Here is a 25,640-nt window from a genome sequence, read left to right as displayed (position 1 = left end):
GCAGGGATGCTTCCTGCGGCGCCTTTTCCTTTTTGCATCCACTGAACCGCGCAACAAAAAAGAGGCGGCCCGTCGCAACCGCTACGGACAACCTCTTGTTCGATTACCTTATTATTCGTGGCCTCTTAAGCCTTCCATTCATCTTTATCCACGACGGATTCCGCGAGCGCCTCCATATAGAAAGCGTCCGTATTGAGCATATCGATCCGTTCGAAGTGAATGTCCAAGTCCGCCGATACGGCCTTCGCCTCGATATCGAGGTCGTAGAGCACTTCCAGATGGTCAGAGACGAAGCCGACCGGGGCAGACAGCACCTGCTTCATCCCTTGATCGGCCAGCTCCTTGAGCGTATCGAGAATGTCCGGACCGAGCCAAGGTTCGTGCGTGCGGCCCGCGCTCTGCCAAGTGAACGACCAGTCCGCTACGCCAGCTTTATTCGCGACCGCCTCGGAAGTCTCGAGCAACTGCTTCTCGTACGGATCGCCCATCTCGCGGATACGCTCAGGCAGACTGTGCGCACTGAACAGCACCTTGATCGGCTGGCTGCGGTCGAACTCGCCAAGCTTGCCGACGACTCGGTCGACGAGCGCCTCGATCAGTTTCGGATGCAGGTGGTAGCTCTCCACGAACGACATCGCCACGCCAAGCTCGCCGGCTTTCTCCTTCGCCCGCTTGATATAGCCGCCTACGCTCATCATCGAGTAGTGCGGCGCAAGCACGATGCCGATCGCTTTGGTTATGCCGTCCTTCGCCATCGCTTCTACGCCGTCCTCAATATATGGACGAGCGTGCTTGAGCCCCTGGTAGCAAACATAACGGCCAGGCGCCGCCGCATCCAATGTCTTCTGCAGCGCAGCGACCTGATTGTTCGTGTTCTCCCGCAGCGGGAATACGCCGCCGACTACGGCTTCATAGCGCCCCTTGAGCTCATCGAGCAGTTCTGGCGTTGGCGGGTTGCCGCGACGGATATGCGTATAGTATTCCTCGACGCCGTCAAGGCTCTCCGGTGTTCCGTACGACATGACGAGTACGCCGATTCTCTCATTAGACATGTTTAACTTCCTCCTTGCCGTTACGCGATGCGAGTGCATCTGCTGAATAAGCGTGAATAAAAGCGGTCAATTCCTGCAGCTTCTCAAGCGAAGCTTCCGGGAACAAACCATGTCCGAGGTTGAAAATATAGCCCGGCTCCTGAATGCCTTGATCGATGATGTCCTTGGCGTAAGCTTGGACGACGTCCATCGGAGCCGTCAGGATATAAGGATCGAGGTTGCCTTGAACGGCAAACGCTCCGCCCAGGCGCCGGCGACCTTCCGCGATCGGCACGCGCCAGTCCAGACCGATAACGTCCGCCTTCACATTGCCAAGCGTCGGCAACAGCTCGCCCGAGGCAACGCCGGGGAAATAGATTTTCGGCTGCGGCAGATCGGACAGCTCCGCGAAGATGCGCTCGATCGTCGGCAGCACGAATTTCTTGAAGTCAGCTGGCGATAGTGCGCCGACCCAGCTGTCGAACAGTTGGAAGGCCTTGCCACCTGCCGCCATGTGGGCGCGCAAGTAGGTGATCACCATATCGCCCAGCTTGTCCATCAATTTGAACCAGACGTCCGGATCGCCATACATGAGCGACTTCGTCCGGATGTACGATTTGGACGGACGGCCTTCGATCAGGTAAGAAGCAATCGTGAAAGGCGCCCCCGCGAATGTAATAAGAGGCACCGTCAGCTCACGGTCAAGAATGCGGATCGTCTCCAGCACGTGGGACAGATCGCCTTCGACGTCGATCGGCTTCAGCTTTTCCACGTCCGCCGCGCTCCGAATCGGATTATCGATGACCGGGCCGACGTTCGCCACAATATCGAAATCGATTCCGATCGACGCAACCGGATTCATAATATCAGAGTATAAAATCGCAGCATCGACGCCTAGTTTGCGGATTGGCATCATCGTCACCTCGGCGGCCAGCTCCGGTTGACGGCAAATTTCCAATAGCGAATACTTTTCTTTTATTTTTCGGTAGTCGGGATCGTAGCGACCCGCTTGTCGCATATACCAGACGGGTAAGCGATCGACGGATTCCTTCCGGCATGCCCGGATGAAACGGTCGTTATAGCTCATTCGTGTTCCCCATTTCTCTCGTTTTCCCTTCGTTTCCATTATGCCCTTTTTGAGAAAGGGTAACAACTGCAAACCATTCGCTATCGTTGACAAACATATGACAAATCAGCGGAGCTCGCGTTGAGAACGCATCAAATAAAACTCCATCTTTTACAATTTTTCCACATCCCCATAACGTCACCTTAACAAGCCGCGCTTAAGCTTGTCCCAAGGCAAACAAATTCGCTAAGGAGTGAGCTTACTTGAGCAAGAACATGGATCGCAAAACATTTCTATCCTATCTGGGAACGGGCGCTGCCGCATTGGCCGTAGCCTCTGCAGGACTCGGAACGCTGGAAGGCAAGGCTTCCGCGGCTACCGGATCGGCGAATCATCTGTTCGGATTCAAGACGAATAAAGTGAGCGGTTACTTCAACCCGATCGACCCGTCCAAGGAAGACAAGTTGATCCTCCCTCCTAATTTCAAATATGACGTCATTGCCGCCTACGACGACATCATTAACCAAGCTGGCGAGAAATTCGGCTCCGGTTCGGACTATAACGCATACTTCCCGATCAACGGCTCGAATACGCGCGGCCTGCTCGTGAACAATCACGAGTATACGACGATCTTCCAGATCGGCCCCGTCGTAGACGACAAAATGACAGCCGAACAAATCAAACGCGGCCTATACTACCAAGGCATGTCCGTCATTGAAGTGTATCGTGACGAGCAAGGCACGTGGAAAATGGATACCACGTCCAAGCATGCCCGCCGTATCAACGGCTTCACCAACTTCAATCTGACCGGTCCGGCCAAAGGAATCGCCGCCCTTGGCGGCAAGAGCGTTGCGCAAGGCACATTCGCTAACTGCTCCGGCGGCGTGACGCTGTGGAATACTGTACTTTCGTGTGAAGAGAACTTCGAAGAGATGGCGAAAGCCGCAAGTCTTCCGGAGACACATTACGGCTGGGTTATCGAGGTAGACCCATTCGACAAATCCTACCTGAAGAAGCATACCGCGCTGGGCCGCTTCAACCACGAGAATACGGCTATGGGCCTTGCCGCAGACGGCCGCGTCGTCGTCTACATGGGCGATGACAAGAAGGACGCCTGCGTCTATAAATTCGTCAGCAAAGGCAAATACAACGCTTCCGCAGGCCGCGCGAACTCCGCTCTTCTCGAAGAAGGCACGCTGTACGTCGCGAACCTGAAGAGCGGCAAATGGGTGCCGGTTACGCTCGAGGAAGTGAAGAAATCCAAATCCTATACAGACAGCGCCGATCTTCAGAAGAAGTACCAATCACTCGGCGACGTCGTTACCTACTGCCAAGAAGCAGCTAAGCTTGTCGGCGGCACGCCAACAGACCGCCCCGAAGATATCGAAATCTCGCCATTCGATAACACGGTATTCATTGCGCACACGAACAACGACAGCCATGGCAATATCCACGGGCATATTACCCGCATCTTCGAAGCGAACAACGACCTGGGCGCCCTGGAGTTCGATTTCGAGATTTTCGCAGCCGGCGGCCGTCAGTCGGGCTTCAGCTCGCCGGACAACCTTGCCTTCGATTCCAACGGCAATCTGTGGGTCGTAACGGATATTTCGAGCAGCAGCCAGAACAAAGGCGTGCACAAATCGTTCATGAACAACGGGCTGTTCGTCATTCCGACGAGCGGAGACAGCAAGGGCCAAGCGCTCCAATTCGCTTCGGCACCGGTCGAGAGCGAGCTCACCGGCCCATTCTTTACGCCGGATGAGCAGACGCTTTTCCTATCGATCCAGCATCCGGGCGAGAACACGACGGATCTGAACTATCCGACAAGCCTATGGCCGCACCGCCCTGGCGATAAAATTGCCCGTTGCGGCGTCGTCGCGATCAGCGGCTTCAAATTAGGTTAATCGGCACGAAGCCATTACGTTAAACTTGAAGGAGATGTCATCATTATGCCATTCGGCAATATCGGTATCGGCGGCTTAGTCTTAATCCTGATCATCGCGCTCATTATTTTCGGTCCGTCCAAGCTGCCGGAACTTGGCCGCGCGTTCGGACGCACCTTAAGCGAATTCAAAGGCGCGACGCGCGGATTGGTCGGCGGCGACGAGGACGAAGAGGCGAAGAAGAAGCCGGCTGCGGCCGCAGCTGCTGACGCCCCTTCCAAATGAGCAATCCGAATGACCTGAATCTGGTCGGTCACCTGGATGAATTGCGGACCAGGCTCATTCGCACGCTGATTGCGTTCCTGGTCGCCATGGCGGCTGCCTTCATCTACGTGAAGGATATCTACCGCTGGCTGGTAAGAGGAATCGATCAGAAGCTCGTCGTACTCGGGCCTTCCGACGTTATGTGGGTCTATCTCATGATCGCTGGCGTTGTGGCGATAGCCGTAACGCTCCCGATCGCCGCTTACCAGACGTGGAAGTTCGTTACGCCCGCTCTGCCTGCGGTCGCCAAGCGCTCGGCGCTGGTGTTCATTCCATCCATCAGCCTGCTCTTCATCACAGGTCTGTGTTTCGGTTATTTCATCCTATTCCCGATGGTTCTGCACTTCATGGACCAGATGGCCGGCGATGACTTTGCCGCGATGTATACGGCTGAACGCTACTTCCGATTCATGATTCACATGACCGTTCCATTCGGCTTGCTATTCGAGATGCCCGCGATCGTCATGTTCCTGACCAAGATCGGCATCTTGAATCCGGTGCGCTTAGCGAAGGCCAGAAAATTATCTTATTTCATCCTCGCCATTGTCGCGATCACGATTACTCCGCCCGATATCCTCTCGGATATCATCGTCATCGTGCCGTTGTTCCTGCTATACGAGATCAGCATGACGATCTCGAAGATCGTGTATCGCAATCAACTGCGCGCGCAATCCGAATGGCCCACGACGACGGCATGACGAATGCATGAAGAGCCTGTTTCCCATTGGGGAGACAGGCTCTTTTCCTTGACAGTCGACAGGCGTGATCAGCTAGGCGCGTCTCCTTGGCTAAGGTTCCCGGCCGTATTGTGCTATACTGTTCCCTGTTCTCTTGTTGAGACGCAAGCAACAATTACGCTAGCACACACGCAAGGCAAGACAGGAGGTATCATCGATTACATGGAACAGTGGAAGAAAAATTTAGCCGTACTCTGGGTCGGTCAATTCCTCGTGATGGCCGGCATGACCATGATCATTCCGTTCTTATCCCTTTATCTCCAGACCGATCTCGGTCTGTCCGATCCGCACGAAACCGCGACATGGGCGGGCATCATCTTTGCCGGCAACTTCGTCACGTCGTTCTTGTTCCAACCGTTATGGGGCAAGCTTTCCGACCGATATGGGCGCAAAATGATGCTGCTGCGCTCCGGCTTCGGCATGGCGATCGTCATGGTACTCATGGGCTTCGCCCAGAATCCGTGGCATCTGCTCCTGCTGCGGATGGTTAACGGCACAATCTCCGGCTTCAATCCAGCCTCGGTATCGCTCATTTCGGCTACCACGCCGAAAGAACGGATGGGCTTTGCCATGGGCACGCTGCAATCCGGCGGTATCGCCGGCACCATTCTCGGACCGTTCATAGGCGGACTGCTGGCGGACGCGATCGGCTTCCGGCCGATTTTCTACGTGACCGGTCTGCTGTTATTTCTCGCTTCCTTGCTTGCCATGTTCGTCGTCAAGGAAAGCTTCGATCGCACCAAGGCCGCAGCTAAGCCTAATGTGTCCATCATTCAAGGCTTCGCGAGTCTCAGCCGCATTCCGCAGCTGAAGTCGCTGTTCGCGGTTACCTTCCTGATCCAATTCGCCATGATCGGGCCGATGCCGCTAATGCCGCTCTATGTGCAGGAACTGCACGGAACGGCCGTGAACCTGGCATTCTGGTCCGGGCTTGTCGGGTCAGCCGCCGGACTGTCCAATATGGTGTCATCTCCGCTGCTCGGACGGTTGAGCGACCGGATCGGACAAGAGCGCATCCTGCTCGTCTCGCTCATCGGATCGGCCCTCTTGTTCATCCCGCAGGCAATGGCCGGCTCCGTATGGCAGCTGCTCGTGCTCCGATTCCTGCAAGGCGTCTTCCTGGGAGGACTGATCCCGTCGGTTAATGCGCTCATCCGCAAGCATACACCGGACGGCATGGAGTCGCGCTCATTCAGCTTCAACTCCAGCACATTGTCGCTTGGCAATATGATCGGCCCGATCGTCGGAGGCGTCATATCCGGCTGGATCGGCATCGAGGGCGTCTTTATTACTTCGGCGGTCTTGTTCGTCCTGAACGCGCTGTGGGTGAACCGGACGCTTCTGGCACATCGCAAGCAACGTCAGGGATGACTTGCTGCCTCTATGGCTTCATCAGTTCCCGTTTACGCTGCAGTAGCGCTTGGAACTGAAGGTCAAGCTGAATGGCATCCTCCTTCGATTGAGGCATCGAAAGGCGGCCCAGCGTATTCGCAATCGCGAGTTCAAGTTGCATCAGCTCCTGCTGCGCCTCATGCTGCTCGCGGTTCGGATGTGCAGGCGCTCCTCCCCCTGCCGGGATCGCCGCTTGCTCTTCATCACCGCATGGCATAAGCTGCCATCCGCTCTCGCCAAAGCGCAGCAAATGGGTCGCGACCGCGCGGACGAAGGCACGATCATGGGAGGCAAACAGAATCGTGCCTGGATATTGCGCGAGCGTCTCCTCCAGACTTTCTCTGGCGAACAGGTCCAGATAGTTCGTCGGTTCGTCCAGCAAGAGCGTATTATATCCTCCGAGAAAAAGCTTCGCGAGCGTCGTCTTCACGCGCTCTCCTCCGCTTAGATCCCTTACCGCCTTGTGCACTTCGTCGCGCTTGAAGAGCGTTCTCGCCAATACCGTCCGCACGTGAAGATCATCGTACAGCGCGGTGGACAGCACATTCTGCAGAATGGTCTGATCCTCCCTAAGCAGCGACAAGTCTTGGCGGAAATAGCCGAGGCGGCAGCTCGGCGAATAGCTGATGGCCGCTCCTCCCTCATGGATGAGCTTCAGAAGCGTCGTCTTGCCGATCCCGTTGCGTCCGACGAGCGCGATCCTCATGCCCGGCTTCACATTGAGATGAAGCCCTTCGAGCAGAATCTTGCTCCCGTATCCCAGCGTCGCATTCGCTAAGCGCAACACATGCTTGCTTCTGCAAAGGACATGCTTGCTCGCATCGAACAACGGCGATTCGGCCTCCCTCGGTTTCGATTTCACCTCGAGCTGGCTCAGCCGGCGCTCCAGTATAGAAGCGGAACGGTCCACCCTCGCCCGGCTGGACCCGGCTCGCGCGCGGCCGAGATTCGCTTCCTTGTAGCTCATCCTCGAAGGCTTGCTCTTCATGGAACGCGACTGCTCGCGCACCTCCATGAGCGCTGTTGTCAGACGATCCTTTTCTCGCGCATATTGCTCATATTCGAACCGTGCTCTTGCTGCCTGCGCTTCTTTGGCCTCCCGATAGGCGGAATAATTCCCTTCATAAAGAGCAAGCTTGCCTTCCTCCAACTCCAGAATCCGCGTACATACCTGATCGAGCAGCGTTCGATCATGGGAAACGACGATCACTGCGCCCGGATACCCGGCCAACGCCTCAGCGAGCGCTGCCGCCCCATCGATGTCGAGATGGCTTGTCGGTTCGTCGGCAATCAAGAGCTCCGCGCCTTGCGCCATCACCTTCGCGATCGACAGACGCGTCTTCTCTCCCCCGCTTCCATGCTCGGCAATTCCTTGCTCGTCGCTTACTTCCCAACGCTTCAGCATTTCGCCTGCCTGATCGTGCAGTTCCGGTCTCTGAGCCATCGAACTGCCGCGACGGCCTGAAGCCTGTTCGAGTTCAGCAACTGTTCCATAGCTTGCGATCGTCCCATGCTCGGGCGCCAACCGGCCGGCAAGGATGGCCAGCAACGTCGATTTGCCCGCGCCGTTGCGGCCAACGACGCCGATGCGGTCGCGGGTTCCGATGTGAAGCTGGCCTTCCTGTTTGAACAGCAATCGATCGCCAACGTAATATTCCAGATGTTGCAAGGTCATTATGGTCATAAAAAAACCTCCTCAGGTCGAATGGTTCGATCTGAAGAGGATTCGTGTGCTGCTTATATGGTTTCGGCTTTATGCAGGCGCACGGACGCCGAATACGCCTTGCGGCTGTCTCCCTCAACAGGAAGATGCGGGCAGAGCGAACAGACGTAGACAGGGATAACCGTAAGGCCTCCAAGCCGCGCAGCGATAAAAGCGAAGTACCATAAATGGACAGACGAATCCCGTCTTCAGAACAAATGTCCGCACGCAAACGTATAACGTGACGGCTAATCATGTTTTTGTTCGGAATGTTCAGGATTAGTTCTCCATTGACGGTTGCCCTCCACTTTCCCGCAGCTCAATCGGCTGTGTCTACACTAAAGTTGTGCTTATTATAAAGGTGTAAGCGGCAGTTCGTCAATCCACAAACTGCCTAGAATAGGTTAAAACTCCAACTCCTTATTTGACAACCGCCATCGTAAGCCCGTCATAGCCCGGCAGAAGCGTGCCTCTCAGCCGCTCGTCCTGAAGCATTCGCCGGTTGAATTCACGCATCGCGACGACGGACGGTCCATTCTTGTCAGCGTTGTAGATTCGTCCGCGCAGCAGCGTATTATCCCCCACAATGACAGCGCCGGGATTCGCAAGCTTGAGCGCCCAGTCCAGATAGACCGGATACCCTTCCTTATCCGCATCGATAAAGAAGAAATCGAAGCGCCTTCCTTCCTCCGCGAGCTTCGCCAGACTCCCCTTGGCGTCCCCGATCCGGTAGTCGACGAGATGGCCGAATCCGGCCGCCTCCATGTTACTGCGCGCCGCCTCCGCGAAATTCGGCAGCAGTTCGAGCGACGTTACGCTCCCCCCGCCTTGCAATCCTCGCGCAAGACAAATTCCGCTATATCCGCCTAGCGCGCCGATCTCCAGCACATCCTTCGCTTTCGACATCTGCACGAGCATCGTCAGCATGCGGCCATAACCCGGGGCAACCGAGATCTCGGGCATGCCAAGTTCCCGGATCGACTCCAGCACCCGATCGAGCTCAGGGTCCGTTCCTAGCATCTCTTCTACATATTTCTGGGCATCCATGGAATGATTCCGCTCCTTATTGAACTTGATTGTATTTCAGTCTTGGTTTGTCCTATACTTGATTGTATGATTTTTAACCGGCGCAATACAACCGGCAAGAAGACGGAGTGATATGTATTATGACAAAATTGCAATTGATTGCCACAGCGCCGATGGGGCTGGAGGCGATCGTGGCGCGCGAACTCAAGGAACTGGGCTATGAAGATTCGAAAGTCGACAACGGGAAAGTGACCTTCACCGGCACGCCGAGCGACATCGCACGCACGAATCTGTGGCTGCGTACGAGCGACCGCGTGCTTATCAAGATGGCGGAATTCCCGGCCACGACGTTCGAGGAACTGTTCGAAGGCGTCAAAGCCGTCGATTGGGCCGCTTTCATCCCGGGAGACGGCGAGTTCCCCGTGGAGGGTCGCTCGCACAAATCCCAGCTGACCAGCGTGCCGGCCTGCCAGAAGATCGTTAAAAAGGCAGTCGTCGAGAAAATGAAAATGACCTACGGTACCGAGTGGTTCCCCGAGGACGGCGCGCGATTCGTAATCGAAGTGATTATGTTGAACGATATTGCCACGATCACGCTGGACACGACGGGACCTGGCCTTCATAAACGCGGCTATCGCAAGCTGGTCACGGAAGCGCCGATCAAGGAGACGATGGCAGCAGCCATGGTCATGCTCAGCCGCTGGCGTCCCGACCGCCCGCTGGTCGATCCGTTCTGCGGGTCCGGCACCATTCCGGTCGAAGCGGCTATGATTGCTTGGAACATCGCCCCTGGCCTGCGCCGCACCTTCAACAGCGAAGGCTGGCCGCTCGTGCCTGATGAGTTGTGGGAGACCGCGCGCGAAGAGGCGTTCGACTCCGTCAAGGATGATATTCCTCTCGACATCAGCGGATCGGATATCGACCCGCAAGCGATCGAGATCGCCCAAGCTGCCGTGAAGAAAGCAGGCTTCGGACGCGAGATCAAGCTGAGCGTTATGCCGGTAGCCAAGATTAAGCCGGCTGGCGACTATGGCTGCATCATTACGAACCCGCCATACGGCGAACGTCTGGGCGACGATTCCGAAGCGGAGAAGGCGATCCGCCAGCTCGGCCTGATCGCGCAATATTTGCCGACGTGGTCCTTCTTCGCGCTTAGCCCGACCAAATCGTTCGAGCAGAACTTCGGGCAGAATGCAGCGAAGAAGCGCAAGCTGTTCAACGGCCGCATCGAATGTAATCTCTATCAATTCCTAGGTCCGCTTCCCCCGCGCAACTAATCTTTCATGCTGTAGTCGCGGGGTGAGCACCAACCATTTTGGCAAGTAGAAAGGAACCCTTTTACTTTCATGGCTAGACCACTAACCTCCATGGCGAAACGAGGGATGCGTGCCTCCCTCGAAGGGTTCGAGCGCATTAAAGCGATCGATGTTGTTATCTTCTTCGTCCTTATGATGATGAAGCTGATCATCTTCGATCGCTTCGTCGACGTGCCGAATATGGCGATGAACGTCGATGACGTGTTCGTTGCGCTCGGCACCATCGGTCTCGTTTCCTTCTGGACGCTGCTCCTCCCTCCGCGGGGACGGACAGTCGCACTTGTCGTTTTGAATCTTTTACTAACCTTCGTCATCTATGCGGATCTGATCTATTTCCGCTACTTTCAAGACTTGATCTCCGTGCCCGTCTTGCTGCAGGCCGGTCAGGTCGGCGAGCTTGGCGAGAGCATCTCGACGCTCGTTAGCTGGGCGGACTTGTCGTTGTTCTTCGACTGGCCGTTTATTATCGCCTTTGCCGTCTCGATCTTCGTTCGCAGACGCGATGAGCACGATTCGGCGGCGGCCATTACGGTTCAGGCTGTCCGCACGGGCAAACGGCTGATCTGGCGCAAAATGATTTTTCGCGTTTCCCTCAGCCTGATCGTATTCGCAACCGGGCTCACGCTTGTCTTCGTACCCGTGAACATCGCCAAGAAGACGTGGGCAGCGGGCTTATTCTCGGGCAACTGGTGGAATCTGTCGCTCTACAATGTAACCGGCGTACTCGGCTTCCATGGCTATGATGCCTATAAGTACACGAAGGAGAACATTCTGCATAACGAGACGGTTCCTTCGGAGCGAATTGCAGAGGCCAAGGAATGGTTCGAACAGCGCGGAGCCGTTCGCGGCGCTCTCGAATCCGACCCGCTCTTCGGCGCTTACAAGGGCAGCAACGTGATTCTCATTCAGCTGGAGGCTTTCCAGAACTTCGTCATCGGCCGGAGCATTAACGGGCAGGAAGTGACGCCGAATATGAACAAGCTCGTTCAGGAGAGCTTGTACTTCGACCGCTTCTACCATCAAACTTCCGGCGGACGGACCTCGGATGCCGACTTGGCCGCGAATATTTCGCTGCAGCCGCTGCAATCCGGATCGGTATTCATTCGTTATGCGCAGAATCAATTCGATTCCCTGCCCCGGACGCTGAAGGATAACGGTTATACGCCTAATGCCTATCATGCCTACAATGGCGGTTTCTGGAACCGGAATACGATGTATAACGGTATGGGCTACGATTACTTTTATAACAAGAAGGACTTCGCCATGGACGAGCCGCTCGGCTGGTCGCTCGGGGACACCTCCTTCTTCTCGCAATCCGTCTCTTATATGGAGAAGCAGAAGCAGCCGTTCTATTCCTTCTTAATCTCGCTCTCGAGCCATCATCCGTTCGAGATTCCCGAATCATACCAGACGTTGGATGTCGGTGAATTCCAAGGGACCATCTTCGGCAATTACCTCGAGGCGGCGCATTATGTAGATCAGTCGCTTGGGAAGATGATCGAGCAGCTGAAGGCGGCAGGATTGTGGGATACGTCGATTTTCATGTTCTACGGCGATCATGACAACTCCATCAACGACTGGGCTCCGTTCGAGACTTTCCTCGGCAAGAAGCTAAACGAGGTGGAGCGCTATAACATCCTGAAGCAGGTTCCGCTTGTCGTACACGTCCCTGGCGGCCAATTGACGGGCACGCACCCGGAAGTTGGCGGACAGCTCGATCTCGCGCCAACCATTCTCCACCTGCTCGGCATCTCCAGCAAGGACAAGTACATGCTGGGTACGCCGCTCGTCACGGAGAAACCGTTGGCGGACAAAAGAGTCGTTATCCGCAGCGGCGCCTATACGGACGGCAACGTCTGGTATTTCCCTTCCGGCGACGGACTGGAGGAGAACAGCCGTTGCCTGGATGCCACGACCGGCGAACCGCTGGATACCGGCGCCTGCCCGGCTGGCTCCGATGCGAGACTCGAACTGGTCATGTCCGATCTGGTGATCGAGCACGATCTGATCCGCGAGTTCCGCAAGCGCAATCCATAAATATACAAAACAAGAAGCCTCCCGTGGGATATGTCCCCTGGGAGGCTTCTTCGTTCATCCGCAGCGGCTTGACGCTTACCGGACTTTCTTCACATACTGACTAGCTTTCTCGATCGCTTCATCTTCCGTCGGACCCGTCACATAACGGCCGTTAATGAAGATGAATGCGCGCTTCGCGCATGGGCCGCAATACGACTTGCAGCCCACCTTTATCTCCGCGTCCGGTGCCATCTTCTGCAGCTTAGGCACCATCTTCTTCACCGAGATATGTTTGCACTTGTCGCAAATACGTATGTCGTTCGCCATTCTACCGTCTTCTCCCTCACATGCGTGCCCTTAAGCTTAACGCTTAGTGGTCGCCGTGGTTGCCTTTGTTCGGGTTCGTAACGGCAAAACCTTCTTCTGGCGAGTAGAAATAGTCGACGCGTACGCCGTCGAGGAAATCGTTGTCCTTCTCGAGAATAACCGAAATGCCGCTGTCCGTCTCGACAACAACGTCTTTCTCGCCCGGCTCATCGATGCCAAGGCCGTAGTGCGCATGGTCGCCATGGGAATGCGTTACGTATACGCGAAGCAATTTCCCTTCGTTCTCTGGCTTGTCCAATTCTAGACTTAATACTTTAGCGGCAGCGCGCGATATTTTGCACTTCATGATCCTATAGTCATCTCCTTCGTCATACCATCTATCCTATTGTAAAGAAAGCGGGAAGCAAGTTCAACCTTCACCGCAAAAGTCGATCATATTTGCGTTCCATGTAACGCGTGTACCATTCTGCAGCCAGCATCGTAACCGCGATATCATCGATCGGAAGATAAGGCAGCACATCCGGGAGAACCCAATACAGCAATACAGGCACGATATACAGCAGCTTATCCCGCAACCGGACTTCCTTTGCCGCGAGCAGCCGGAAGATTCGGGTGAACACATGGCTCCAATGCCGAAGCGATAACAATTTACGCATGGCAGTCTCCCTCCTTTGCGCCATTATAGCATAATTTGTCTTCGGGGCACATGAACATAGGGGCCGCTAGTTTAGCGCCCCCTTGTGAACGTAACGTCTGATCATTCATCACGTTGTTCCGCTTTCGATCGCCGCGAGAATGGTTGCCATCAAGAGCGGCTTAAGCTCCTCGTACAAGTCTTCGAAATTTTCAAGCGGCAATGGATTGACGCCGTAACCGAGTTCGACCGTGAAGCCCGGCTTGCGGAATTCATAAATAAACCAATCTTTGTAGCCGGCGTCGCTGCCAGTCAGCTTGATCGGCTTATAACCGCTTGCTCTGCCCAGACGCGCTGCCAGCTGCTCAGCTTCTACAGGCTCATAGCCGCGATAATTCCAATAGATTTCTTGCCCTTGCGTATGAAGCGCCACCGCAATGTCGAATTGCTCCGATTTCGTCAGTTCGGCCAAAGCCCTTGCTTCGGGCTCGCAGAGCGGCGCCGTGCCCGGATAATCGCGAGGTCCCGGTCCTTCGACAGCGCGGCGCTTGACCTCTTCCTCCCAGAAGGCGGGGAATTGGTCGTTCAGATCCACGCCTCGAATATTAGCCTTCCATTTGGAGAATCGGCGGGAGCCCTTGTTCCATCTCAGCAGCTCCGAATAGTAAGGATGATTCGGCCTTATGCCCTCCTGGACGAGTTCGACGCCATCGGGATTGACCATCGGGACGAACCAGAGCGTGACCCTCTCCAGCAAGTAACGAACATCGTATTGCAGGATCTGTCCGCCTTGAGCGCCGGCATCGGACAGTTCCTCGATAAATCGCATCAGAAGCGGCGCCGTAATCCATTCGTTGGCATGCATCGCGGCATTCACGTGCACCTTGGCTCGGCCTTCCCCGATTCGCAGCGCGAGCAGCGACTTGCCCATCACGCTTGTTCCGAATGGCCGAACCTCCAGGAAAGGGTATGTCTGCTCCATAATAGCAGCATCGCGCCTAAGATCCTCGGGACCATATTCGGCTCTCGGATCGACGATCGACGGATACTCCGTGTGCGGGATCGTAATAAGCTGGCCTGTGACGAGCTGCTTCGGATCAATATGAGGGTTGGCGGCCAGAAGCGTCGGAAGCGATAGCGAGAATTGATCGGCCAGCTTCAGTATGCGGTCGCCGGGCTGAACGCAATAGAAGGTAACGGTCTGGGACGGAATAAACAGAAGCAGCCCCGGTGCTAATTGAGCAGCCGGGGACAACCTTGGGTTAGCGGCGAGAAGTGAGGCGATGTTCACCTCAAAGCGTTTGGCAATGCGCAGCAACGTGTCTCCGGGCTGTACGACATAGGGAAGCATGCCGAACCTCCTTTTCCTTCATGTAGGAGAAGAACTAACGCTTCTAGTCACATGCTATGCGTCCTTGAACCGGGACATTCCAACTTCGCTGCATGCTGCATGGGAACACAAAAACAGCCCTCCGCATGGAGAGCTTGGCGATAAGGTTCACTATTCTGTCTTCCTCATTCCGTCCGTTAACCGATCTTCGGCACCTGCCATACAACGGGCGTAAGCTCGATCTGTTCGCCCAGCCACTGCTCGGCAATCGAACGGAACAGCCCGGAATCGCCGCTGCAGCAGAATTGATGGATCGGCTGATCGTCGCTGCGGGCAAGCTTGTTCATCTGGTGCAGAATCGTGCTGATCTCGCGGGCCGTTTCGTCTGCAGAGCTGATGAGCGCCACCTTGTGCCCCATCACTTCCGAGATCGTATCCGACAGGAATGGGTAATGCGTGCAACCTAGTATGAGCGTATCAATAGAGGATAGCCGGAGAGACGCGAGCCCCTTGTTAACGGTGCGATAGGTCTCCTCCGAACGGAAATTCCCCTTCTCGACGAGCGGCACGAAATCCGGGCACGCCTGGCTGATGACCGTCACATGCGGCGACAGCTGCTTCAACGCCGTCTCGTATGCGCCGCTGCGAATCGTACCTTCCGTACCGATAACGCCAACATTCCCGCTTAGCGTACGTCCGATCGCCGCTCTGGCTCCAGGATGGATGACGCCTACGACCGGCACGTTAACACGCATGCGAATATCTTGAAGCGCTACGGCAGTAGCTGTATTACAAGCGATAACGATCATTTTGGGACGATATTGAACCAAATAATCGACAATTTCACGGGTAAAACGTAATACCTCCTCGGCAGGACGCGGGCCATAAGGAGCCCTGGCCGTGTCTCCGAAATAAATCACCTTCTCGCGAGGAAGCTGGCGCATTACTTCTTTGACGACGGTAAGTCCGCCTACGCCGGAATCTAATACTGCGATCGGTTGTTGCACAAGCACACCGCTTTCTCGAACGTTTAGTCATAACCTTTATGTCTAGCGCTTTAATAGAATATGAATCGGCACGTCAAAACGTACCTTGCCAAGTTGTACACCTGGCGGCACAAGGTTCAATTATAGCGCAAAGCCGGGTCCTATGCCAAGGACCCGGCTTTCGTTCATAAACGATTACGTTCTTATTGTTCTGCAGCAGGAAGGACTACAAGCTTCCAAGCCGTTCCGATCGGAGGCAGACTCTTCGTCATCATCGGGCCGTAGAAGCCGATTACGCGCGATCCCTTGACGAGCGATTGCGCCGTTGCCGGCTCCCCGCTCGGCGTCGTCAGCAGCGTGTCAACTTGCACGCGCAGTATGATCTCGGATTGGGACGACTCGCTAAGCTTCTCGCCTTTAAGCAGGACCATCACCGTACCATCCTGGGATGTGGTCACCTCTTCAATCGTTCCGGCTGTGCCAAGCATATCGACAGGCGCTGCCTGGCCTTTCACTTTCAGCTCATAAACGGATGTCTGAGGCGGGAGGCTCAGCGTCATGGCAAGCGAGTGTACGGCTTCTACTTCTGCCCCTAACGATAGCTCGTCCCATGCCATAGGGCTGCCGTCCTCTGCAATCAGCTTCGTATCGTTGCTCACATTCAACACGATTCCTTCTGTGCCAATCCCGTTCAAATGCACTTGACCCTCGCCATCCTTGATGGAGATGCCCGTTACGAATCCGTCCGTCGTCGCCGTCTTCCGCTCAACCTGCATGACGCTCACATCAGCGCCTGAACGAGTAACCTCTGCTCGCAGTACTTCTGATGCGAACGTTATCGGTACAAAGATTTTCCCATTCTGAATCTGCGGTGCGATACCGAGCGTAATCAGCATACGCGCGAAGGAGTAACGGTCCTCGCCAGGCTTAATGCTTGTCCATTGATTGCCTTTGGCAAGCTCGACCGATTTGGTCGCGCTGTTCCATGTCACGCTATAGTCAAGCGCCTCGGCCAAGTCGCGCAGCGGCAGCATGATCGTGGCGCCGTCTGTATGTACATAGCCTTGCTCGGCAACAGCTGCTCCGTTCACGAGCAGTGTATATGGCTGTACCTTAACCGGTTCTTCGATCTGCGCGCTTATCGGCATTATTGTCTGAAATTCTTGCGCAGCTGCATAGCTGGAGCCTGCAGTGAGCATTACTGCTGTCGTTAATGCGGCCATCGTCATTCGTTTCGTCATCTTCATCTTCGGATCCTCCTGGTGTATTGGTTAGTTTGTTTTGTGCAGCCGTCATTCCTTTGTCAGCTGATCCAACCTTCTAAACGCCCTTCGCGAACAAAAGGTTGCAGCTACCAACAAAAAAATATACGACCGGTATGCAACCCGTACATAACCATCGCTACTTATGGACAAATGTCGTCTATTCCGCTAGCATGGAACGTAACGAGTCATTACGTCTATATGGAGTTGTAGCGCTAACATGGATCATTACCATTTCTCGGTCGGCATTCATTCGCTTCCGGTCCATGGCGAGCTGTCCGTTCTGTTCAGCGGCCATGGGAGGCCTCTCCCGAAGCATCAAGTGGGACCGGCCGTTCATAATTACTATCTCGTCCATACCATTCTATCCGGACGCGGTACGTACCAGACGAATAACCAGACGTACACGCTTGGCGCCGGGGATACATTCGTCATCTTCCCGGAAACGTTATTCACCTATACCAGCGATGAGCACGATCCTTGGACCTACCGATGGGTAGCCTTCCGGGGCGATTCGGCTGACAGCTGGATCCAGCAGCTAGGTTTTAGCCCTGCCCACCCCTTCGTCCAACTGACCAAGACCTCCTTCATCAAGCGCCTGTACCAACAGATGGAGCAGACGTTGAAACAGCAGTCGAACGTGGAACTCGCCGACTTGGAAGTGTCCGGCTTGCTGCGCCTCCTGCTGAAAGAGCTCGGCGAAGCGAATGCGGATAAGTTAACCTTGCCCGCCGCCTCTTCCGAGCCCGATATCGACCGGCAGATCAAGCAAGCGATTCGATGGATGTCCCTTCAGTACGCCGATCAGATCTCGATCGAGTCCTTATCCCGAACGCTTGGCTACCACCGCACGCATCTGTCCAAAATGTTCAAACAGGCAACCGGCTACTCGCCTGCCCAGTTCCTGCTCCGCGTCCGCATGGAACGTGCCCGCGAGCTGCTCGACAGCCAGCCGCATCTGTTGATCGACCAGGTCGCTTCCTCGGTCGGCTATAACGACGCGCTGCACTTCTCCAGACAGTTCCATAAGCTGGTAGGCTGCTCGCCCACCGCTTATCGGCATAGGCAGCGCGAGACTCCTGCGCCTCCATGACGCTTAGCACATCAAGAATGCCTCATCCACGCGGATGAGGCATTTCTTGATATGCTTTTAATTAGCTAATCGTCGTCAATTCTTTTTCTTGCTTCAGCGCAGCTGCTTCAACTTCTTCCACTTGTTCTTCGACCAGTTCGAGAACCGTCGTTTCTTCGCTGCTTCCTTTGCGCCAGCCGCGTACCGAATCGATAACACCTTCGGTCGATTGCTTCGCTTTCCCTGCAATCGTAACCGCGCCTGAACTGACTTGTTTAGCCAGACGTGTCGTTGACTCGCCCACTTGACCTGCGATTTTCGTCGTCGTATCTCCGACTTGCCCTGCCAGCTTGACGGTTTTCTCTCCTACTTGCTGCGCGCCGCTAGCAATATCTTGACGCAATTCCTTGCCTGGTTTCGGTGCGAACAGCAGCGCCGAGATCGAGCCTACCAACCCGCCTGCCAACAATCCATACAGAAACCCTTTGTTGTTGTTTTTGCTTTTTGCCATCGTGCATCTCTCCTTGACGTAGTTTTCATCATTGGCTTTTCCTGAAGTGCTTCCGATTGAACTATTCCTTTGTATCGTGCCCATTCTCATACTGGCAGCATTCGGAGGTACGGTCATCTTTACGCTTAGATTGCACAAACTGCCAAGCGGCATAGCCGACTTCCGCCCAGTCGAGCGCTTCCTTGATCTGCAGCTTATATTTGCCGCCGCCTCGTTCAACCTGTGCTTGTGCCTGTGACGTGAATACGCGCGTCAGCTTCTGTACCGCCGTCGATGCCTGGTCCGCCGATTCCCCCATGCGCCTTGCAGCATCGAATAACCGTGATGCGCCATCCACCTGCCGTTGCACGATTCGAACCGTTTCGGCTGCCGGCTCGGCAAGGCCGCTAATTTTCTCGGCCATCTCGGATGCGCTTTGCTGCATGGCCTTAGCTGATTCCGTCAGCATCGCCAGTTTGCGGTCAGCCGCCCGAAGCCACAGCAGCACACCGACCACCAGCGCGATAAAAGCCGCGACGCCCGCCGCCTGCAGCCAAACGTTCATCATTGTCCGTCCCTCCTTTACGCTTCAAACGTGGAAGGGCGAATGCCCATTTCGTACTGACAGTATAAGCAGCATAGGCTTGACCTGACACAACTGGCGGCAGCCGAATTCAAGCGGCTTGTCTAGCGCATGTGCGGCAATAAAAAAAGCCAAGCGATTCCCGCCCGCAGGCGTAATCACTTGACTTCTTCCTTCTCATTTTGCTTCAATCCGATTCATGCGGTAGGTACATCGCGACCCGCCTTTGGCTAAGCACTCCGTCCGGGCTACCTTGGTGCCTAGCAACGACTCGAACAGGTCCAGCTCGCACTCGCAAGCTTGCTGGTATCGGCTGGCCACCTGGGCTATCGGGCAATTGTACTCATGCAGCACCAGTTCGTCTTGCTCCTGCTCCAGCTGTACCATGTACCCGCCGTCATTCTGGATTAATGCCAACTCGCGAACGCGATCGGGCAGGCTCTTCCCTTCCATCCGACCTGCATAGCGCTCCAGCAGCTTGCGCTTGCGCCCTTCGAACATCCTCGTCACGAGCAGCGCCGTCTCGGGATCTTCATCCAGCTCCTCGAGCAAATCGAGCGCCAGCGTATGATACTTCTTCGGGAACAAATACTCTGCTTCTTCTGTCAGGCTGTACATATGAGTCGGTCGCCCCATCGCTTGCCTTACCATCGCCGGCTTCACCAGTCCATCGCGCTCTAGCGCATAGAGATGTCGCCGAATCGCCATCTCGGTTATGCCCAGTTCTTTGGCCAGCTCGCCCGCATTCATCTGCCATTTGGTCTTGAGCAGCGTCAAGATCGATTGGCGCGTCGGACCTTCCTGCCTAAGAAAAGGATTCGGGCTCATCGGTTCGCCAAGTGGTTCCACGTCTCATCACCGCCTTCATTCCGTTCAAGTCATTAATAGGGTCAATTGTATCTTATTTTCATGTGTTGCACCACCCCTAAATCCCCTCGAAAGGGACCCATAGGGCTGCTGCCCTCTGGACACCCGTTTAAATTCTCCTCGCCCCTTCCCCCTCCATTGGAGGGGAACCAGAGGGTCATCACCCTCTGGACTCCGATAATCGGCGTCGCTCAGTATGCGGCCGTCTTCGATGTACCTTTCGAGCGTGGCCCGCTTTTGTCCAAACGAACTTGGCGCGTACCGGGTCACGCCTATTTCTGTTCGGACAAAGCTCTCGTTTGGAGCTTCGTTCAGTACTTTGATGCCTTGTGGTGGAATGGACTTTATGTGGAATTCATGATGTCCCCCGCGTGCTTGGACCCGCTTTGTCCGCCTTGGCGGACAAGGCTTACTCGTTTCAGGAGAGCAGACTCCTAGGTTGCCGCTTCATACACACTGCCTGCTATCCCTCGCTTAACGTCCACTTCGTGGACACGCTTTACTTTTAAGCGCAAAGAAAAAGCCGCCCGTTGGGCAGCTTTAGGTTACAGCTCATTAATTATTTTGGCCTAGCTCCTGTAGCAAATACGCTTCCACGCTCGACTTGAATTTCGTCAGTACCGGCCCGATTGTGGTCGTCATTGCGTGCAGCTCTTGCGCTGGCCACGCGAAGTAATCTTGGACAAGCGGTTTGCGCAGCTTGACGAGTTCGAGCAGCGGCTCGAGCAGGTCTTGCTCGAACACGTTCTCGCCGGCGATGATCGTGACGATATCCTCATAGCTGCTCGCATCGCGCATGATGAAGCCGTCAATGAGGTAGCTGCCGACGTCCGTTACGGTCTCAATGGCAAGATGGAGCGCCCGCTCCTGCGCTAACCCTTGGAGCAGCTCGCCTTTCCAAGCATCCGACAATGAAGACAGCGCGCTCACAACATCCGGAATGACGGCAAGACGTACAGTGATTTGTTCCCGATTAACGTAGTACATCGCGATTAGCTTTCGTAGTCGACGCTAACCGCAGCTTCGCGCACTTCATTCATATGGGCAATGACCTTTTGGTGCTCCGGATGCACCTGGTAAGCGCCGAGCGCTTCGAGCGATTCGAACTTCGTGACGAGCGCAATGTCGTAGGAACGCTCGGAATGGAGAACGTCTGTCCCTACTTCGATCGACTTGAGTTCCTCAATCTTGCCTTCCAAGTTCTTCAATACCTCGACGGACCGGGCAATAGACGCTGGACTTCGGTCTTTGAGCTTAAACATGACGATATGGGTGATCATGGCTTCATTCGCTCCTCTGCTACGATTCTGGATCACTCGAAGTCATTCCCTCTGCCATCAAGGCACAGGGCTAGTCCTTCGAATGAGAAACTGCTCCTCTTGGCATAATAACCTAAGCTGACGGAGCTCGGCAATCTTCTCGCAAAGGGGATTTCTATCTATGCGGTTTCCGGTTACGATTATCGCGACGCTTATTGGCGTTGCGCTGTGCGTGTATAACTACACAGGGTATGACCCGCACAATATGGTCTTCTTCATGTTCAGCGTACCAGGCTGGTTCGCGGACATGGTGATGGATATTCACGAGGTCAACGTATTCACGATGTATGCCTTGACCATAATTAGCTGGGCAGTCCTCGGATTCATCTGCGATTGGATGATCGCTCGGGGCAGAAGCCGCAGACGCTCCTACTAACGATCTCCTTCGATCCGCAACGGAAGAAGGAAGTCCAGGCGAATTAGCTGCATCCCGGTTAAGCTCGGGTAACAGCTGGTTCGCTTTTTTGTTTGAATGAAAAAGGAGCCCTCAAGGCTCCTTTTTCATTTCCTATATTACTCTACAATCAGAACCGATTTCATATCCGCATGGCCGGTACCACACATAACCGAACAATGGATTTCGAACGTGCCTGCTTGGTCGAGCGTAATTTCAGTTTCCATCTTATCGCCTTGCAAATCAACGCCGAGGTCTGGAATCGCAATGCCGTGCACACCGCTCTTATTCACGAGCTTCAGCTTAACTGTGTCGCCTTTCTTGACCTTGTATTCCGTCTGATCGAATACGAAGTCGGCGGAAGCCTCAATCTTCAGCAGGGTTACGCCTGGAGGAAGGGATGCTGCTTCGTCCACCGGTTTGCCAGGCAGCTCATTAGCCATGATATAAATGCCTAGTGCCGATGCAGCGGAGAAAATAACGAACATAATCCACTTATACATTACTGCTTGCTCCCCTTTAACATCAATTGTCTATTGTTTATATTACCTAAATTCGTCTGAAATACTCAACATGAATCTCCAGTTTCGTCCAAAACTTTTTTGAGTTTATGACAAATTGTTGAACAAACTGTGACATTTAACCATGCGAATACGACTTCAGCAGCCGTTCGGCTTCTACCCGGACGTAACTCCACACGAGCGTAAACCGATGCTCATAACCCGAGCTCATATAGCGTACCCCAAGACCGTCTTGTTGATGAGTTTCTTCAATAATTCGAATTCCGATATCTCGGAATTGCCTGCGCATGGCCGCCAATTCCAGAAGAACCCGATCTTGCAGCCCGCGCAGCATCGACTCGTACAGCCTGGGCAGCTTCGTCTGGGAAGCGCCGACAACACGAATATCGTGGTTCAGGATGCGCGTCGTAACGCCTAGCAGGGCATAACGCTTCACAAGCTCCATCACTTGGTTTGCCTTCACAGACGGTGGAGATAAGGCATCGACGGCCACTCAAACCCCTCCAATAAGAACATTTGTTCTCATTATAACGAATGGATGTTCCCCTTGCAACTCCCCCGTGAAGGCAAAACAGCCGCCCCAGCAACGGAGCGGCATGCTTACGATGATTTATCCCTTAATTTATTAATAATGCCCCGCAGCCGAGGCGGAATCGGTACACCGGCTTTCCCCAAATTCTCTAAGATGGAGATCAATTCATTCGCCAAGTAAAAATAAACCGTACCTGACATGGCTACATTGTTCGTCCCGAGCACGATATCGATTCGATGGGCCAGCAGGATCACGAGAAAAATCAATCCTTTGCGGGCCAGCCCCCAAGCCCCGATCGTGCTGTTCAGTCCTTCCTTGCCTCGAATTGCTGCCGTAACACCTGTAATATAGTCGACTGCCATCGCAACAAGCAAGAGAGTGAGCGACTCTTCCCACATCCCGAACGCAAACGACTCAATGACCCCTCCCGCTGCAAAGACAGTGCAAAACAGCCAATTTGGCATCGTACATGCACCTCCCCCTTGCATCGCATACTTCATGATATGCAAGAGGGAAATAAAAGGATTGTCCATCTGTCACAGGGCCGGAAAATGCGGGCGTCTCTGTATCGCTATGTGCCCCAGCCGGGCACGGCGCAGATGTTCGCTATCCTAAGACTCGAGCGCGCGGAACCGATACACTTTGCTCGCAAAATCGCGATGCGGAAGTTTTACGGCAACACCAGCGTACATCAGCTCGTCGCCGCCGGACACAAGCCCGCTCTCCAGCTCCGTATATGCCAGATCCGGATTCAAGCCTTTCAGTCTCAGCTTGCTAAGCGGCGCATTCGGCTGAGCCAGCACCGTAACATGGACAACCAGCACATCCTTTTGGTCTGGCGAGACGAACATCCAGGCAGTCTCATTACCTTCGAACGGGCTGAGTAGGCGATAGAATTTGCCGAACAGCGTAAGCTCCCTTACGTCTTTGACAAGGGCGACCTGACGTTTGACCTCTTCCTTCTCTTCTTCGGTAAACTTCGTCAGATCCAGCTCGTATCCGAAATTGCCGGACATCGCCACGTCACCGCGAGTCTCAAGCGGCGTCACGCGTCCAACCTGATGGTTCGGCACGGCCGACACGTGCGCGCCCATCGAGCTGACGGGATAGACCAGGCTCGTGCCATACTGAATGCTCAGTCGGCAGATGGCATCGGAGTTGTCGCTCGTCCAGGTTTGCGGCATGTAATACAGCATACCCGGGTCGAAGCGCCCGCCGCCGCCGGAGCAGCTCTCGAACAGAACTTGCGGGAAAGCGGACGTAATCCGCTCCATGACATCGTATAAGCCGAGCATGTAACGATGCGCCGTCTCGCGCTGCCGCTCCGGAGGAAGGAGCGCCGAGCCGATTTCCGTCATATTGCGGTTCATGTCCCACTTGACGTAACTGATCGGCGCGCTGCCTAGAATAGCGCTTACCGACTCGACGATGTAATCCTGCACATCCTTGCGCGAGAGATCCAGGATGAGCTGGTCACGCCCTGTCGTGCGTCTGCGTCCCGGCACATGGAGACACCAATCCGGATGGGCCCGGTACAGGTCGCTGTCCGGCGACACCATCTCCGGCTCGAACCACAGGCCGAACGACATGCCGTGGCTGCGAACGCGCTCCACCAGATCAGGCAGCCCTGCAGGCAGCTTATTCAAGTCTACGACCCAATCGCCTAGCGAGCTATTGTCCGAATCGCGTCTGCCGAACCAGCCGTCGTCGAGCACGAACAGCTCGATGCCGAGTTCACTGCCCGCTTTGGCAATCGCTTCGATTTTCTCGGCGTTGAACTTGAAGTAAGTCGCTTCCCAGTTGTTGACCAGGATCGGACGCACCGCATCTCGGTAAGCCCCGCGGCACAACCGCGTCCGGTAGAGCTCGTGGTACGTATGGGACATGCCGCCAAGTCCTTCAGCGGAGAAGACCATGACCGCTTCCGGCGTCTGGAACGATTCGCCGGGCTGCAAGCGCCAGGAGAAATCGAACGGATTGATGCCGATAAAGGCGCGCGCTTGCGAATGATGATCGACTTCTACGCCGCCGACGAAGCTGCCGCTGTATACAAGGTTAAAACCATACACTTCGCCATGGTCTTCCGTCGAGCCTTCAGACAACAAGGCGAAGAAAGGGTTCTGATGATGGCTGCTGGAGCCGCGGCGGCTCTCGACCGATTGCATGCCAGGGACAAGCGTACGGCGGTGAATTTGGCGCTCACGCGTCCAATTGCCGGACAACTGGAGCATCTCGAACCGGTGATGCGGCAGGTCGACGCTTGTGCTCAGCGCGCGTCCAAGCTGAATAACCTGTCCGCCGGCATTGGTCAGGCGGCTGGAACGAATGATCGCATCGAAAGCTTCGAATACGGTATAGCTCAGTTCCACCGTAAGGCCGGTGAGCGCGTCGTGAAGCTCAATGTACAAGGTCTGCGCCTCTTCTTCTTGCTCCGCATACACGGCTGGGAGACCCTCTAACTCAGGCTTGCCCGAGACGATGCGGTATGAACGGTAGGACAGCTCCGCGACGCTCGTTCCGTTCTCGAGCAGCACCTCGTAGGCCGGGCTGCGGAAGTCCGAACTGCCGTATCCCGGATACTCCAGCTGGAGCGTACTGAGCGAGATCGTTTTGTCCTCCGGCACCGGGTTCGGATCGAACGAACAACGCTCGATACGCTGATGCAGACGCTTCGGATCGGCCTGCTTCAGCTTGCGCCCCCAATAGAGATGAACCGGATACCCTTCAATAATTTGAAAAGCGTAGCTCGAAGACTTCGACTGCAGATGGAAGACGAGCTGCTCTTGATTAACAATAACTGGCATCGTAATGACCTCCTGAACAAGTT

The 25,640-nt window shown here is 55.0% G+C and carries 27 protein-coding genes; 8 read left to right on the top strand and 19 right to left on the bottom strand.

The genetic code is table 11. The features are described 5' to 3' along the window. Positions 1-125 precede the first annotated feature (125 nt). Complete coding sequence (gene hemH, locus FHS18_RS09360) at positions 126-1,052, bottom strand: ferrochelatase (protein ID WP_183599323.1); 927 nt, start codon at positions 1,050-1,052, stop codon at positions 126-128. Continuing rightward, a complete protein-coding gene (gene hemE / locus FHS18_RS09355; RefSeq protein WP_183599321.1) occupies positions 1,045-2,118 on the bottom strand; it encodes a uroporphyrinogen decarboxylase in 1,074 nt (357 codons plus the stop codon). The genes hemH and hemE overlap by 8 nt, the downstream gene beginning before the upstream one ends. A 254-nt stretch (positions 2,119-2,372) precedes the next feature. On the opposite strand from hemE, the gene FHS18_RS09350 reads away from it, so the two are divergent. The 4 genes from FHS18_RS09350 (at position 2,373) to FHS18_RS09335 (ending at position 6,415) form a co-directional block, all read left to right on the top strand. Then, the gene (locus FHS18_RS09350) at positions 2,373-4,004 is read left to right on the top strand and encodes a PhoX family protein (RefSeq protein WP_183599686.1); all 1,632 of its coding nucleotides are present in this window, start codon (positions 2,373-2,375) and stop codon (positions 4,002-4,004) included. 45 nt (positions 4,005-4,049) lie between these two features. Further along, a complete protein-coding gene (gene tatA / locus FHS18_RS09345; protein ID WP_183599319.1) occupies positions 4,050-4,268 on the top strand; it encodes a twin-arginine translocase TatA/TatE family subunit in 219 nt (72 codons plus the stop codon). Then, a complete protein-coding gene (tatC, locus tag FHS18_RS09340) occupies positions 4,265-5,005 on the top strand; it encodes a twin-arginine translocase subunit TatC (RefSeq protein WP_183599317.1) in 741 nt (246 codons plus the stop codon). Before tatA ends, tatC begins: the two co-directional genes overlap by 4 nt. A gap of 201 nt (positions 5,006-5,206) precedes the next feature. Further along, entirely contained in the window at positions 5,207-6,415 is a 1,209-nt protein-coding gene (locus tag FHS18_RS09335) for an MFS transporter (RefSeq protein ID WP_183599315.1), read from the top strand. A gap of 10 nt (positions 6,416-6,425) precedes the next feature. Here the strand turns inward: FHS18_RS09335 and abc-f are convergent, their stop codons facing one another. Both abc-f and FHS18_RS09325 read right to left on the bottom strand, forming a co-directional pair. After that, the gene (gene abc-f, locus FHS18_RS09330; RefSeq protein ID WP_183599313.1) at positions 6,426-8,120 is read right to left on the bottom strand and encodes a ribosomal protection-like ABC-F family protein; all 1,695 of its coding nucleotides are present in this window, start codon (positions 8,118-8,120) and stop codon (positions 6,426-6,428) included. A gap of 438 nt (positions 8,121-8,558) precedes the next feature. After that, positions 8,559-9,185, bottom strand: coding sequence for an O-methyltransferase (locus FHS18_RS09325; protein WP_183599311.1), 627 nt, complete (start codon positions 9,183-9,185; stop codon positions 8,559-8,561). A gap of 119 nt (positions 9,186-9,304) precedes the next feature. Between FHS18_RS09325 and FHS18_RS09320 the strand changes: the two genes are divergently transcribed. Both FHS18_RS09320 and FHS18_RS09315 read left to right on the top strand, forming a co-directional pair. Further along, positions 9,305-10,441 carry a THUMP domain-containing class I SAM-dependent RNA methyltransferase gene (locus tag FHS18_RS09320; RefSeq protein WP_183599309.1) on the top strand — a complete coding sequence of 379 codons (1,137 nt, stop codon included), beginning with the start codon at positions 9,305-9,307 and terminating at the stop codon, positions 10,439-10,441. A 69-nt stretch (positions 10,442-10,510) separates the two neighbouring features. Next, positions 10,511-12,517, top strand: coding sequence for an LTA synthase family protein (locus FHS18_RS09315; RefSeq protein WP_183599307.1), 2,007 nt, complete (start codon positions 10,511-10,513; stop codon positions 12,515-12,517). A gap of 75 nt (positions 12,518-12,592) precedes the next feature. Here the strand turns inward: FHS18_RS09315 and FHS18_RS09310 are convergent, their stop codons facing one another. The 6 genes from FHS18_RS09310 to FHS18_RS09285 form a co-directional block, all read right to left on the bottom strand. Beyond that, entirely contained in the window at positions 12,593-12,823 is a 231-nt protein-coding gene (locus tag FHS18_RS09310) for a YuzB family protein (RefSeq protein WP_183599305.1), read from the bottom strand. A gap of 43 nt (positions 12,824-12,866) precedes the next feature. Continuing rightward, on the bottom strand, positions 12,867-13,169 hold the full coding sequence (locus tag FHS18_RS09305) for an iron-sulfur cluster assembly accessory protein (protein ID WP_183599303.1): 303 nt from the start codon (positions 13,167-13,169) through the stop codon (positions 12,867-12,869). 70 nt (positions 13,170-13,239) lie between these two features. Further along, positions 13,240-13,479 (bottom strand): hypothetical protein, encoded by a 240-nt coding sequence (locus FHS18_RS09300; protein WP_183599301.1) that lies wholly within the window; start codon positions 13,477-13,479, stop codon positions 13,240-13,242. A gap of 108 nt (positions 13,480-13,587) precedes the next feature. Continuing rightward, complete coding sequence (locus FHS18_RS09295; RefSeq protein ID WP_183599299.1) at positions 13,588-14,808, bottom strand: M14 family metallopeptidase; 1,221 nt, start codon at positions 14,806-14,808, stop codon at positions 13,588-13,590. A 176-nt stretch (positions 14,809-14,984) separates the two neighbouring features. Next, a complete protein-coding gene (gene racE / locus FHS18_RS09290) occupies positions 14,985-15,794 on the bottom strand; it encodes a glutamate racemase (protein WP_343060477.1) in 810 nt (269 codons plus the stop codon). A 182-nt stretch (positions 15,795-15,976) separates the two neighbouring features. Then, positions 15,977-17,020, bottom strand: a complete 1,044-nt coding sequence (locus FHS18_RS09285; protein ID WP_183599295.1) for a copper amine oxidase N-terminal domain-containing protein — start codon at positions 17,018-17,020, stop codon at positions 15,977-15,979. 235 nt (positions 17,021-17,255) lie between these two features. Here FHS18_RS09285 and FHS18_RS09280 point away from each other — a divergent pair, with 235 nt between their 5' ends. Then, positions 17,256-18,128 carry an AraC family transcriptional regulator gene (locus FHS18_RS09280; RefSeq protein ID WP_183599293.1) on the top strand — a complete coding sequence of 291 codons (873 nt, stop codon included), beginning with the start codon at positions 17,256-17,258 and terminating at the stop codon, positions 18,126-18,128. Between the two features lie 61 nt (positions 18,129-18,189). On the opposite strand, the gene FHS18_RS09275 is transcribed toward FHS18_RS09280, so the two are convergent. The 5 genes from FHS18_RS09275 to FHS18_RS09255 all read right to left on the bottom strand — a co-directional run bounded on the left by FHS18_RS09275 (position 18,190) and on the right by FHS18_RS09255 (position 21,327). Continuing rightward, positions 18,190-18,618, bottom strand: coding sequence for a YtxH domain-containing protein (locus FHS18_RS09275; protein WP_183599292.1), 429 nt, complete (start codon positions 18,616-18,618; stop codon positions 18,190-18,192). A gap of 61 nt (positions 18,619-18,679) precedes the next feature. Beyond that, the gene (locus FHS18_RS09270) at positions 18,680-19,165 is read right to left on the bottom strand and encodes a DUF948 domain-containing protein (RefSeq protein ID WP_183599290.1); all 486 of its coding nucleotides are present in this window, start codon (positions 19,163-19,165) and stop codon (positions 18,680-18,682) included. Positions 19,166-19,357: 192 nt separating this feature from the next. Then, positions 19,358-20,008, bottom strand: a complete 651-nt coding sequence (locus FHS18_RS09265; protein ID WP_183599685.1) for a helix-turn-helix transcriptional regulator — start codon at positions 20,006-20,008, stop codon at positions 19,358-19,360. A 594-nt stretch (positions 20,009-20,602) separates the two neighbouring features. Beyond that, the gene (locus FHS18_RS09260; protein ID WP_183599288.1) at positions 20,603-21,034 is read right to left on the bottom strand and encodes a DUF86 domain-containing protein; all 432 of its coding nucleotides are present in this window, start codon (positions 21,032-21,034) and stop codon (positions 20,603-20,605) included. A 5-nt stretch (positions 21,035-21,039) separates the two neighbouring features. Beyond that, entirely contained in the window at positions 21,040-21,327 is a 288-nt protein-coding gene (locus tag FHS18_RS09255; RefSeq protein ID WP_183599684.1) for a Dabb family protein, read from the bottom strand. A 160-nt stretch (positions 21,328-21,487) separates the two neighbouring features. Here FHS18_RS09255 and FHS18_RS09250 point away from each other — a divergent pair, with 160 nt between their 5' ends. After that, a complete protein-coding gene (locus FHS18_RS09250) occupies positions 21,488-21,742 on the top strand; it encodes a hypothetical protein (RefSeq protein ID WP_183599286.1) in 255 nt (84 codons plus the stop codon). A gap of 137 nt (positions 21,743-21,879) precedes the next feature. On the opposite strand, the gene FHS18_RS09245 is transcribed toward FHS18_RS09250, so the two are convergent. From FHS18_RS09245 to FHS18_RS09230, 4 genes are all read right to left on the bottom strand, one after another. Further along, positions 21,880-22,263 carry a cupredoxin domain-containing protein gene (locus FHS18_RS09245; RefSeq protein ID WP_183599284.1) on the bottom strand — a complete coding sequence of 128 codons (384 nt, stop codon included), beginning with the start codon at positions 22,261-22,263 and terminating at the stop codon, positions 21,880-21,882. Positions 22,264-22,399: 136 nt separating this feature from the next. Continuing rightward, complete coding sequence (locus FHS18_RS09240) at positions 22,400-22,774, bottom strand: YhjD family protein (protein WP_183599282.1); 375 nt, start codon at positions 22,772-22,774, stop codon at positions 22,400-22,402. Between the two features lie 107 nt (positions 22,775-22,881). Continuing rightward, positions 22,882-23,277 carry a phage holin family protein gene (locus FHS18_RS09235; protein ID WP_183599280.1) on the bottom strand — a complete coding sequence of 132 codons (396 nt, stop codon included), beginning with the start codon at positions 23,275-23,277 and terminating at the stop codon, positions 22,882-22,884. 147 nt (positions 23,278-23,424) lie between these two features. Next, positions 23,425-25,617, bottom strand: coding sequence for an alpha-galactosidase (locus FHS18_RS09230; RefSeq protein ID WP_183599278.1), 2,193 nt, complete (start codon positions 25,615-25,617; stop codon positions 23,425-23,427). Between the last annotated feature and the right edge of the window lie 23 nt (positions 25,618-25,640).

The sequence above is a fragment of the Paenibacillus phyllosphaerae genome (assembly GCF_014192105.1).
GTDB lineage: Bacteria > Bacillota > Bacilli > Paenibacillales > Paenibacillaceae > Paenibacillus_Z > Paenibacillus_Z phyllosphaerae.
This window is presented reverse-complemented; position numbering and strand designations above follow the sequence as displayed.